Annotated in this window: 10 protein-coding genes; 3 read left to right on the top strand and 7 right to left on the bottom strand. The window is 72.1% G+C overall.

Annotated features, from left to right (window positions below):
• Positions 1 to 51: 51 nt before the first annotated feature.
• Together ABZ862_RS26465 and clpS are read right to left on the bottom strand one after the other, a co-directional pair.
• Entirely contained in the window at positions 52 to 657 is a 606-nt protein-coding gene (locus ABZ862_RS26465; RefSeq protein WP_360962724.1) for a DUF2017 domain-containing protein, read from the bottom strand.
• Between the two features lie 64 nt (positions 658 to 721).
• Positions 722 to 1,039 carry an ATP-dependent Clp protease adapter ClpS gene (clpS, locus tag ABZ862_RS26460; RefSeq protein WP_360962866.1) on the bottom strand — a complete coding sequence of 106 codons (318 nt, stop codon included), beginning with the start codon at positions 1,037 to 1,039 and terminating at the stop codon, positions 722 to 724.
• A gap of 57 nt (positions 1,040 to 1,096) precedes the next feature.
• Between clpS and ABZ862_RS26455 the strand changes: the two genes are divergently transcribed.
• Entirely contained in the window at positions 1,097 to 2,494 is a 1,398-nt protein-coding gene (locus tag ABZ862_RS26455; protein WP_360962721.1) for a nicotinate phosphoribosyltransferase, read from the top strand.
• A 145-nt stretch (positions 2,495 to 2,639) separates the two neighbouring features.
• Positions 2,640 to 3,227: a nicotinamidase gene (locus ABZ862_RS26450; protein ID WP_360962719.1), complete on the top strand. Its 588-nt coding sequence runs from the start codon at positions 2,640 to 2,642 to the stop codon at positions 3,225 to 3,227.
• Between the two features lie 44 nt (positions 3,228 to 3,271).
• On the opposite strand, the gene ABZ862_RS26445 is transcribed toward ABZ862_RS26450, so the two are convergent.
• Together ABZ862_RS26445 and ABZ862_RS26440 are read right to left on the bottom strand one after the other, a co-directional pair.
• The gene (locus ABZ862_RS26445; protein WP_360962716.1) at positions 3,272 to 3,601 is read right to left on the bottom strand and encodes a hypothetical protein; all 330 of its coding nucleotides are present in this window, start codon (positions 3,599 to 3,601) and stop codon (positions 3,272 to 3,274) included.
• A gap of 133 nt (positions 3,602 to 3,734) precedes the next feature.
• Entirely contained in the window at positions 3,735 to 6,086 is a 2,352-nt protein-coding gene (locus ABZ862_RS26440) for an immune inhibitor A domain-containing protein (protein WP_360962713.1), read from the bottom strand.
• Positions 6,087 to 6,510: 424 nt separating this feature from the next.
• On the opposite strand from ABZ862_RS26440, the gene ABZ862_RS26435 reads away from it, so the two are divergent.
• On the top strand, positions 6,511 to 6,798 hold the full coding sequence (locus tag ABZ862_RS26435; RefSeq protein WP_360962710.1) for a hypothetical protein: 288 nt from the start codon (positions 6,511 to 6,513) through the stop codon (positions 6,796 to 6,798).
• A 62-nt stretch (positions 6,799 to 6,860) separates the two neighbouring features.
• Here ABZ862_RS26435 and ABZ862_RS26430 read toward each other — a convergent pair whose 3' ends face one another.
• The 3 genes from ABZ862_RS26430 to ABZ862_RS26420 all read right to left on the bottom strand — a co-directional run bounded on the left by ABZ862_RS26430 (position 6,861) and on the right by ABZ862_RS26420 (position 10,817).
• Positions 6,861 to 7,517 (bottom strand): RDD family protein, encoded by a 657-nt coding sequence (locus tag ABZ862_RS26430; protein WP_360962707.1) that lies wholly within the window; start codon positions 7,515 to 7,517, stop codon positions 6,861 to 6,863.
• Between the two features lie 135 nt (positions 7,518 to 7,652).
• Positions 7,653 to 9,185 (bottom strand): RDD family protein, encoded by a 1,533-nt coding sequence (locus ABZ862_RS26425; RefSeq protein ID WP_360962705.1) that lies wholly within the window; start codon positions 9,183 to 9,185, stop codon positions 7,653 to 7,655.
• Between the two features lie 168 nt (positions 9,186 to 9,353).
• Positions 9,354 to 10,817, bottom strand: a complete 1,464-nt coding sequence (locus ABZ862_RS26420) for an FAD-linked oxidase C-terminal domain-containing protein (RefSeq protein ID WP_360962703.1) — start codon at positions 10,815 to 10,817, stop codon at positions 9,354 to 9,356.
• Positions 10,818 to 11,002 lie beyond the last annotated feature (185 nt).

Here is an 11,002-nt window from a genome sequence, read left to right as displayed (position 1 = left end):
GCGACCGGGTCGGGGCATCAGGGCGTCAAGGGCGTCAAGGTCGTGGCCCGGTCAGGGCATCAGGGTCGTGACCAGGGTCTCCTGGAGTCCGCCCAGCCAGAGGTACGCCATGACCAGCGGCTTGCGCGGGTCGTCGTCCGGGAGCCCGTAGAGGACGTCGGTGTCGTCCTCGCCGGTGATGTCCAGCCGGGTGCTGATCGCCAGGCGCAGATCGTTGAGGGCGCCGAGCCAGCGCCGCACCTCGCCCGGATCGAGCTCCAGCACGACGTTGCCGTCCCCGGGCGAGCCGAGCGCGTCCAGCGAGCGGATCACCGCGAGGGCGTTCTCCCGTTTGCCGGCGCGCAGATCGTTCTCCGTGAAACGGCGGAACTCGGCGGAGTGCTGCCGCCGTTCCTCGGCCTCCAGCGGGGAGTCGGGCTCCGACTCCGGATCGCGGTAGGCGTCCGGGAAGAGCCGCTTGAGCACCGGGTCGGAGGGCGGCTCGCTCGGCCCCTCGGCGAACAGCTCGGCGAGCGGGTCCTCCGGCGTGTCCGCCGACGGGCCGGGGCCGATCAGCTCCAGGAGCTGGACCGCCAGCGAGCGGATGATGGAGATCTCGACGTCGTCGAGCGCGACGGCCGCGCCGCCGCCGGGAAGCGGTTCGAAGTGTCCGGGCATGGGTCTTTTCGCTGCTGGGGGGCGCCGAGCGGGCCCCGCGGAAGGGGCCGCCCCGCGACAGGGGCTACTTGCGGTCCTGCTGGAGGGTGGCCCACAGACCGTAGCCGTGCATGGCCTGCACGTCGCGCTCCATCTCCTCGCGCGAGCCGCTGGAGACGACCGCCCGGCCCTTGTGGTGGACGTCGAGCATGAGCTTGGTGGCCTTGTCCTTCGGATAGCCGAAGTACGTCTGGAAGACGTAGGTCACGTAGCTCATCAGGTTGACGGGGTCGTTGTGCACGATGGTGACCCAGGGGACGTCCGGCTCGGGTACGGCGAAGACCTCCTCCGCCGACTCGGTTCGTTCGATCTCTACGGGAGCGGGTGACGTCACACAGCCCATGCTGCCACGCCCCCGGGAAATCGTCACACTGACGAAATGTGGGGTAGCATGCGTGGCATGAGCACAGCGGACCTTGGGCTGCCGGAAGAAGAAGAGCGCGCGGCGCTTCCTCAGAAGGGTGGTGGTGGGCGACGGGTGGGCGTGCCGTCGACGGCGCTCTTCACGGACCATTACGAGCTGACCATGCTGGAAGCCGCGCTGAAGGCGGGCACCGCCGGACGGCGCAGCGTGTTCGAGGTCTTCACCCGCCGGCTGCCGGGCGGACGGCGCTACGGCGTCCTGGCGGGCACCGGGCGGGTCCTGGACGCGGTGGAGAACTTCCGTTTCGACGCGGCCGTCCTGGACTTCCTGCGGGAGCGCGGCGTCGTCGACGGGGCGACCCTGGACTGGCTGGCCGGATACCGCTTCTCGGGCGACATCTGGGGCTACCCGGAGGGCGAGGTGTACTTCCCGGGCTCGCCGGTCATGCGGGTCGAGGGCTCCTTCGCCGAGTGCGTGCTGCTGGAGACCGTGATCCTGTCCATCCTCAACCACGACTCGGCGATCGCGGCCGCCGCCTCCCGGATGTCCGCGGCCGCCGGGGACCGCCCGCTGATGGAGATGGGTGCCCGCCGCACCCATGAACTGTCCGCGGTCGCCGCCGCCCGCGCCGCCTACGTCGGCGGCTTCTCCTCCACGTCCGACCTCGCCGCCGGCTTCCGCTACGGCATACCGACGATCGGCACCTCCGCCCACGCCTTCACCCTGCTCCACGACAACGAGCGGGACGCCTTCCGCGCCCAGGTCGAGTCGCTGGGCCGGGACACGACGCTGCTGGTCGACACCTACGACGTCGCCGAGGCCGTACGGGCCGCCGTCGAGGTCGCCGGGCCCGACCTGGGCGCCGTGCGCATCGACTCCGGCGACCTGCTGCTCGTCGCGCACCGGGTGCGGCAGCAGCTGGACGAGCTGGGCGCCGCGCACACCCGGATCGTCGTCACCTCGGACCTCGACGAGTACGCCATCGCGTCGCTCGCGGCGGCGCCCGTGGACGCCTACGGCGTGGGCACCCAGCTGGTCACCGGCTCCGGGCACCCCACCTGCTCCATGGTCTACAAGCTGGTCGCGCGTGCCGGGTCCGGAGATCCGGAGGCGCCGCTGCTGCCGGTGGCGAAACGGTCCAGCGGCGGCAAGACCTCCGTCGGCGGCCGCAAGTGGGCCGCCCGGCGCCTGGACGCCGACGGCGTCGCGGAGACCGAGGTCGTCGGCACCGGCCAGGTCCCGCCGGAGCTCGTGGACCGGCAGCTGCTCGTCGAGCTGGTCAAGGGCGGCCAGGTCGTCGGCCGTGAGCCCCTCGAGGCCGCCCGCACCCGCCACGTCACCGCCCGCGACGGCCTGCCGCTGTCCGCGACCCAGCTGTCCCGCGGGGAGCCGGTGATCCCGACGGAGTACCTGGAGGGGCGGTCGGACGGTTAGAGGGGTGCCGTCCCGGCTCCCTCGCCCTCTCCCCTACGCCGCCGTAACTCCGTAGGCTCGGAAGTTCACGGCCGGGCCGGCACCTTCCGCCGGACCGGCGCCTTCCGCCGATCCGAGACCCGTCCCCTCGTCGAAGGACACCGTCATGCGCCGCGCCTTGATCGTCGTAGATGTGCAGAACGACTTCTGCGAGGGGGGCAGCCTCGCGGTGTCCGGCGGTGCCGATGTGGCCGCCGCCGTCACCGAGCTGATCGCCCAGGCCCCGGCCGGGTACCGCCATGTGGTGGCGACCCGCGACCGTCACATCGCGCCCGGCGGCCATTTCGCCGACAACCCCGACTTCGTGCGCTCCTGGCCCGCGCACTGCGTGGCCGGCACGGAGGGGGTGGGCTTCCACCCGAACTTCGCGCCCACCGTCGCCTCGGGCGCCGTCGACGCCGTCTTCGACAAGGGGGCGTACTCGGCGGCCTACAGCGGGTTCGAGGGCACCGACGAGAGCGGCACCGGGCTGGCCGACTGGCTGCGGGCCCGGGAGATCGACGAGGTGGACGTCGTCGGCATCGCCACCGACCACTGCGTCCGGGCCACCGCGCTGGACGCGGTCCGCGAGGGCTTCCGCACCCAGGTGCTGCTCGACCTCACCGCCGGGGTCGCGGCGGAGACCACCGAGCGGGCACTGGAGGAGATGCTCGAGGCAGGCGTGGAACTGACCGGCAAGCCCGTCGTGCAGTAGGCCGCCGGCCACTCGGCACGCCCCTCAGCCCGGCGGGCGGGCCGTCAGGGCTGGTGGGCCGGGGTGCCCAGGAGGGCGCGGATGGGGCGCCACAGCTCGAGGACCGGGGCGCCGCCGTCAGGGGCGGTGCGCCAGACCAGGCCGTCGGGGTGATGCAGGACCGCGGTGACCTCGTCCGGGGTCGGCGGGGCCGCGTTGCCCCGCAGATAGACGGCCCGCAGGCCCAGGTTGCGCAGCCGGGTCAGGGCACGTGCCCGGTTGCGGGCGTGGACGAGGACGCGCACGCCGCCCGCGCCGCCGCCGACGGGGCTCGGCAGGTTCAGCGCCACCACCACCGTGCCGTTCAGCAGCTTGCAGAAACCTCCTGCGGCCATGCGGTCATACCCCCGTCGGCGTGGGTGTCGAGGTCGGTGTCAATAAGCGATCCACAGCACGCACCTAAACACGATCGGCGGCGACCCGCCAGGGGGTCGCCGCCGATACGGGTGTGACCTGCGATAACCCTGTCTACTTCACTGCGGGGCCGACCTTGATCAGGATCGTGGAGCCGTCCGCGGCCTCCCGCACGATCTGGATCTTGGTGTTGGTGTCAGTGATCTTGACGCCCGCGGTGGGGGTCGCCGGATCGTAGTAGTCGCCGGTGTGGTCGTCGAACACCGGCACTCCCCCCGACGACGGGATCCGCGTCGCGACATCCGCCTTGTGCAGCGTGATGCCGTCCGTGCGGAAGAGGCTGAACGGCGCGTCGAAGGTCTGGATGCGGCTGCGCATCGCGGTGCCGTCGGACCACCTCAGCGCGGCCGGGTGCGAGTCGACGGGCAGGACGAGACCGGTGCCCGGGTGGGCGCTGGTGTTGTTGTCCGCCTGGGAGGTGTCCCACTTCCAGATCAACAGGCCGTTCTGGTACGGGAAGTGCTCCACCCAGTCCGGACGGGTGGTGCTGAAACCGAAGTTGTACGGGCCGACCTTCAGCGTCCTGTCGTACGACACGTACTGACGGTTCTCGGCGATGTAGTACTGCGCGTAGTCCTTGGTGAAGGACGCGCCGACCCGGGAGAAGCCGTTCGCGGTCCACGCGGGGTCCGCGCTCTCGGCGTCGTCGGCGAAGACAGGCGCGCCGTCGGCGGTCACCGTGATCTCGTCGGCCGCGAAACCCTTCTGGGCCACCCCGCCGTCGGTCTGGTAGCGGAAACGGAGCTGGATCTTCTGGCCGGCGTAGGCGTCGAGGGGGTACGACAGCTTCGTGTAGCCGTCGGCGGTGCCGGTGAGCGCCGGGCTGCCGCTGGCGTCGCGCGGGACGGGCTGCCCGTCCACCGTGCCGTCCAGCGCGGTCCAGTCGGCGCCGCCGTCGGTGGACACCTCGGTGTAGAGGTAGTCGTAGTTCGCCTCGATGTCGTAGTAGCCGTCGAGGGTGAGGGTGGCGGAGGACGTGCCGGTGAGGTCCACCGAACGGGTCAGCGTGTTCTTGAGGTCGTCGCCGCTGCCGCTCCACCACTGGGTGGAACCCTGCGCCGGGGTGACCACGGTGGTGGTGACCGCCTTGTCCGGCAGGGTGACCACCAGGGCCTGCTTGTCACGGGTGTTGTACTCGGCGACGCCCAGCTTGTGCGTGGACCGCGTGGCCGCCTGCGCGGTGTCGTAGTCCAGCCAGCCCAGTTGCAGCTTGTCCCAGGCACTGAAGTCGCCCGGGAGATCGCCGATCGCCTGCTTGCCGGTGCCGAGCCAGGAGCCGGAGGACATCAGCGTCCAGAAGCCGGTGGAGTTCTCGCCGCCGCCGGAGGTGTCGTAGTGGTCCGGCAGGCCGAGGTCGTGGCCGTACTCGTGGGCGAAGACGCCGAGTCCGCCGTTCTCCGGCTGGATGGTGTAGTCGCCGACCCAGATGCCCGTGTCGCCGATCTGCGCGCCGCCCAGCTTGTTGCCGGCGGGGCCGGTGGCACCGGCGTCGGTGCCGAAGGCGTACCAGCGGTGCGCCCAGATGGCGTCCTCGCCCTGGACGCCGCCGCCCGCGGACTCGTCCTCACCGGCGTGCACGATCTGGAAGTGGTCGATGTAGCCGTCGGGTTCGTTGAAGTTGCCGTCGCCGTCGTAGTCGTAGCGGTCCCACTGGTCGAACTGGGAGAGGTCCGCCTTGATGTCGGCGTCGGTGCGGCCGGCCGCCTTCTGCTGGGCGACCCAGGCGGTGACGCCGTCGCTGACGACGTTCCACACGCTGGGGCAGTTGGTGTCGCCGCACGCGTCGTTGCCGTAACGGGCCTCGTTGTAGGGGACCTTGACCCAGTCGCTGACCTTGCCGTCCACCGAGTAGCGGCCCGAGGACTCCTTCTCGTAGAACTTCTTCATCGACTCGGTGCCGCTGCCGGTGCCGAAGTAGAGGTCCTGGAAGTGCTGCTGGTTGTAATCGGCCTGCCAGGCGGTGGAGTTGTCCTGGGTGCGGTCCGGCGCGGCGATCTGGTTGTGCAGCGGGCCGGGGGTGCCGCCGAACTCCGGGGTGACCTGGTCGCCGAACTCGACCAGGATGGTGAAGATCTTGTCGGTCTTCTCACGGCCCAGTTCGACGTACTTGCTGTGGCCGCCCTTGCCCTTGAGCCGGACGACCTGCGAGCCGTCCCGGTCCTGCACGGCGGCCTGGCCGGATATGACCTGGCTGAGCGCCTCCTGGTGCTGGGCGTCCTGGGTCCGGCTCAACGGACCGTCCAGGTCGTGGTCCTGCTGCTTCACCGGCTGCGGGTCGTGCCGGTCCGCGGCCGCGGACGCGGTCGTACCGGCGGCGGTGGCCGGGACCGCCGAGAACATGGCTGTCGCCGCGGCGAACGCGACGGTGATCGCTGCCGCTCTGAACGTCCAGGGTCTGCTGGTCACTTGATGTCCTCCCCTGACGCACCTGCCGCGCGGAAGGGGGCCTGCGGGTGCGCTGGGTCCGCGCGCGGTAACGCGTGATAGTCAAGTGCCGATATTTGACTAGACGTTTAGGAGAAAAGACAGACCTTGACTTGCACAGGACAAGTGCACTATGCGGATCGCGGGTCCGTTTTACGGACGCCGCCTCACACCCCCGGCGTACGCCGTCGGCGTCCCGAACCGGCGCGTGGTGCCGTCCACTGGATGGACTCCGTGAATCCGTGCGCCCCCTGTGCACCGGTACCGTGGGTTAGGTCACGCTTACCGGCCGTTCCCCTCGGGCATCCAGGCGAATAGAGTCCAAAGACGGAACGCAACTGGGTCGGTGGAAAGCCAGGCCGCTCTCCCGTCTTACCCCCCGTCACCTTCCGAGGACACGATTGCCATGCCTCGTCCGACTGCCGCACAGCTCGCCTACGGTTCCTGCACCGTGATCCTCTCGACGCTCGCCATGCTGCTGCTGTCACAGACGAGTTCGGGCATCGGCGTCACGGTCGTCGCGTTCGTCGCCCTCGCGCTGGGAGTGCTGGTCGCCATGACGGTCCCGGCCCCTCGCCCGCGCGGCGCGGCCCCGGCTCCCTCCCCCGTCCCCGTGCCGGAGCGGGTGCCCGCGGCACCGGCCGAGGCTCCCTCCGTGGTCGTCCAGCCGGTACGGGAGACCACGGCGTCCTGAGACGGACCTGCCCCGCATCACGACCGGGCCGGTCACAGGCCCGGTCACCGGGCCCGGTCGGTTCAGCCGGTGCTGACCACCACCGTCCTCGCCGCCTTGTCGTGCAGACCCTGCTTGTAGGGCTTGTCGAAGAAGCTCCAGCCGCCCGCGATCGCCGTCCAGACGCAGGCACAGCAGAAGGCGAACGGGATCCACAGCACCGCCGCGCGGGCCAGACACGTCTGCACGGAGGGCGTGGCGCCGTCGGACAGGTTGGCCACGCGCATCCCCAGCCACTTCTTGCCCAGGGTCTGGCCGGTCCGGCTGATCAGCACCGTGTCGTACGCGATGTAGAGCACGGCGGCGATGGTCTCCTGCGCGAAGGACTTCCCGAACTGGACGTTCCCGGCGTTGACCATGTACTCGGCCACCCCGAAGACCCACGACAGCAGCGCCACCACGATCCCCACGATGACCATGTCGATGATGCGCGCGAGGGTGCGCCTGCCGCTGTCGGCGAGCGGGGGCATACCGGCGAGCGGATCGGCCGGGTGACCGCCGTAGGGGCCGCCCCCGGGACCGTACGGACCACCGCCGCCCGCACCGTACGAGCCGCCGCCAGGACCGTACGGGCCTCCTCCGGGGGGTGGTGGCGCACCGCCGTGCGGGGGTGGCTGTTTCCGGAACGGGTCGTCTCCGGGCGGCTGCTGACCGGAGCCGGGGGGCGGTTCACTGCTCATGGCCCGAGTGGACCGCGAACGTCTCCGCGCCGCATCCGGCAGAGGGCCGTAAGGGGTACCGGTTCTCGTCGTCCTTCCGTCTGCCGCGTCCGGTGCGTCCGGCCCGGCCGATCCGGTCGGTCCGGTCCGGTCCGGTCAGTCCGCGACGAAGGTATGGGCCGCCTTGTCGTGCCAGCACTGGTGCCACGGGCGGTCGAACAGACACCACGCGACGCCCACCACGCCGATGCCGAGCAGCCCCGGCACCGTGTACACGAGCCAGCGGCGCAGGGAGGCGCCGAAGCCGGGCGGCTCGTGGGCCTCGATGTCCCGTACCTCCAGACCGCACAGCTTCTTGCCCAGGGTGCGGCCCCAGCGGGCGGTGGGCAGCACCTCGTAGAGCACGCCGAACAGGAGCAGTACGCCGAGTACGGCGGCCAGACAGGCGGAGGTCGTGCCGTCCAGCAGCCAGACGGTGACCGTACGGCCGGAGAGCCTGGCCTCGTCGATCTTCGTCTGGACGTGGTCCAGGGCGCGGCTGCCGAGGGGCACGGCGGCGGCACCGGTGACGGCCAGCAGGAGCACCGAGTCGATCAGCCGGGCGGCCAGCCGCCTGCCGAGGCCTGCCGGGCGGATCGCCGCCTGGCGCCGGACGATGGCGAGGAAGGGATCGTCGACCGGCGGTTTCCAGGGCGCGACGGGGCGGCCGTCGTCCGCTCCGGCGAGCTGGTGCACCTGCTGGGCCCAGGACGCCTGACCGCCACCGGCACCGCCGGTCAGGGGGGTGAAGGGGGCCATGGGGGCGGCCGGCGGCGCGGTCGGGGACGCGGACACGGACGCGGATTGCTGCGGTGGGACGTACGGGGTGGCGGGGCCGGGGGCAGGGGCGGGGGGCTGTGCCTGGGGACCCTGGCGCGGCTGGACGTCCGGTTCGGCACCCGTCTGCTGTGCCGGGGGCTGCGCCTGACCGGCCTGGGCCTTCGCCGCCGCGCGGGCCGCCGCGGCCTTTCCGGCGCCGAAGCCCGGACCCGCCGGACCGGGCGGAGCGCCCGGACCGCCCGGGGTGCCGGTACCGGCCGTGCCCCCGGATCCCGCCGTGGGTCTGCGGAAGACGAACGTGCCCGGCTCGCCCTGCGCGCCGTCGGCCTCGGCGGGCGGGATGCCGGCCGTACCGTCGGTGTACGCGGCGTGCCCCTCCGGCTGGGCCGGTGGGACGGTGGGCACCCTCGGGTCGGGACCGCTCGGCGTGCCCCAGGACACCCGGCGGTCCTGGTCACCGCCGAAGCCGGACTGCCGGGACCGGTCGGCGCCCCAGGCCGAGGCGGGCTCGGGACGACTGCCGTACGGCCCCTGCTGGCCGGGGAGCAGGGGCTGCGGTTCGGCGGGCCGGGCGGGATCCGGCTGCGGGTCCTCGTCGAAGAAGTGCGGGCCGGTCTCCTCGACCGGGGGCGCGGCGGGGCCCGGCACGGAAGCGGACGGCGGCACGGAACCGGGCGCCGGGGCCGGGGCCTGGGCCGGGAGGCGGCCGGGGGGCGGGTCGAGCGGTGCGCCGTCCTGGGGCGCGGGCCGGCTGGTGCCCGGCACCCACGCGGCGCCGTTCCAGTACCGGACGTATCCGGGGATGGACGGGTCCGGGTAATACCCGTCGCGGGGCCGGTCGTCGCCGGGGGCCGGGGTTGGGGCGCTCATGTCCGTCGTCCCGTATCTGCTCGGGGGTCGTCTGGGAGGGTCCACATCTACCAGAACAAGGCCACGACCACCGACACTCGGGCCGTACCCGCCCCGTTCCGGGCAACGATGTGCGCCAACGTCACACGTTCGGAAGAAACCTCTCCGAACCCGCGTACCGCGCGCCGTTCAGAACAGCTTGCCGGGGTTGAGGATGCCCAGCGGATCGAAGACCTGCTTGATCTGCCGCTGCATCTCGATCCCGACCGGGCCGATCTCCCGCGCCAGCCACTCCTTCTTCAGCACGCCGACACCGTGCTCGCCGGTGATGGTGCCGCCGAGTTCGAGGCCGAGGGCCATGATCTCGTCGAAGGACTCCCGGGCGCGCCGTGACTCGTCGGGGTCCTGGGCGTCGAAGCAGACGGTGGGATGGGTGTTGCCGTCGCCGGCGTGGGCGCAGACCCCGATGGTGAGCCGGTGCCGGTCCGCGATCCGCTCGACGCCTTCGAGGAGTTCACCCAGCCGGGAGCGCGGCACGCACACGTCGTCGATCATCGTGGTGCCCTTGACCGCCTCCAGTGCCGTGAGGGACATCCGGCGTGCCTGGAGCAGGAGTTCGGACTCGGCGGCGTCGTCGGCGGGGACGACCTGGGTGGCTCCGGCGGCCTCGCACAGCGCGCCGACGGCGGCGAGGTCGGCGGCGGGGTCCGGGGTGTCGAAGGCGGCGAGCAGCAGCGCCTCGGTGGTCTCGGGCAGTCCCATGCGGGCGAGATCGTTGACGGCTTTGACCGTCGTACGGTCCATCAGTTCGAGGAGGGACGGCACATGTCCGCCCGCCATGATCCGGCACACGGCGTCGCAGGCGGTGGCGGCCGAGGGGAACTCCGCGGCCAGCACCAGTTGTTCCGGCGGTCTGGGCCGCAGCCCGAGGACGGCCCTGACGACGACGCCGAGGGAGCCCTCGGAGCCGACGAACAGCCGGGTGAGGTCGTATCCGGCGACGCCCTTGGCGGTGCGGCGGCCGGTGGTCATGAGCCGTCCGTCGGCGAGGACGACGTCCAGACCGAGGACGTACTCGGCGGTGACCCCGTACTTGACGCAGCACAGGCCGCCGGACGCGGTGCCGATGTTGCCGCCGATCGTGCACGTCTCCCAGCTGGAGGGATCCGGCGGGTAGGAGAGTCCGTGCTCGCCGACGGCGCGGGAGAGCGCGGCGTTGACGACGCCGGGTTCGACGACGGCGACGCGGTCGACGGGGTTGATCTCCAGGATGCGGTCCATCTTGGTCAGGGACAGCACGATGGAGCCGTCGGAGGCGTTGGCGGCGCCCGACAGGCCGGTGCGGGCGCCCTGCGGGACGACCGGCACGCGCAGCTCGGTGGCGGTGCGCATGACGTGCTGCACCTGTTCGACGGTACGGGGCAGGACGACCACGGCGGGAGTACCGGAGGAGCAGAAGCTCGCCATGTCGTGGGCGTAGGAGCGGGCGACGTCGGGGTCGGTGAGGACGGCCTCGGCGGGCAGACCGGCCCGCAGCCGGCCGACGAGGTCGGCGGGCGCGGCCGGTGCACCGGGTGGGGCCTGGGAACCGGGTGCGCTGACATCGCCCGCGGCGCGGACGTCGTCGTCCGGGCTGGCTTCGATACGGCTCATGATCCGAGGTTCCCACCGCAGGGTGCCCCTGTGAACCCCGCGCCCGGCGGGCCGCCGGGAAAGACACCGGTCGGCGGCCCCTTCCCCGGCCCTCCGCTCTCCGGCCCTCCGCTCTCCGGCCCTCCGCCCTCCGGCTCTCCGCCCTCCGGCCCTCCGCCCTCCGGCTCTCCGCCCTCCGCCTTTCC

This window comes from Streptomyces sp. NPDC047000, assembly GCF_040644295.1.
Taxonomy (GTDB): domain Bacteria; phylum Actinomycetota; class Actinomycetes; order Streptomycetales; family Streptomycetaceae; genus Streptomyces.
This window is presented reverse-complemented; position numbering and strand designations above follow the sequence as displayed.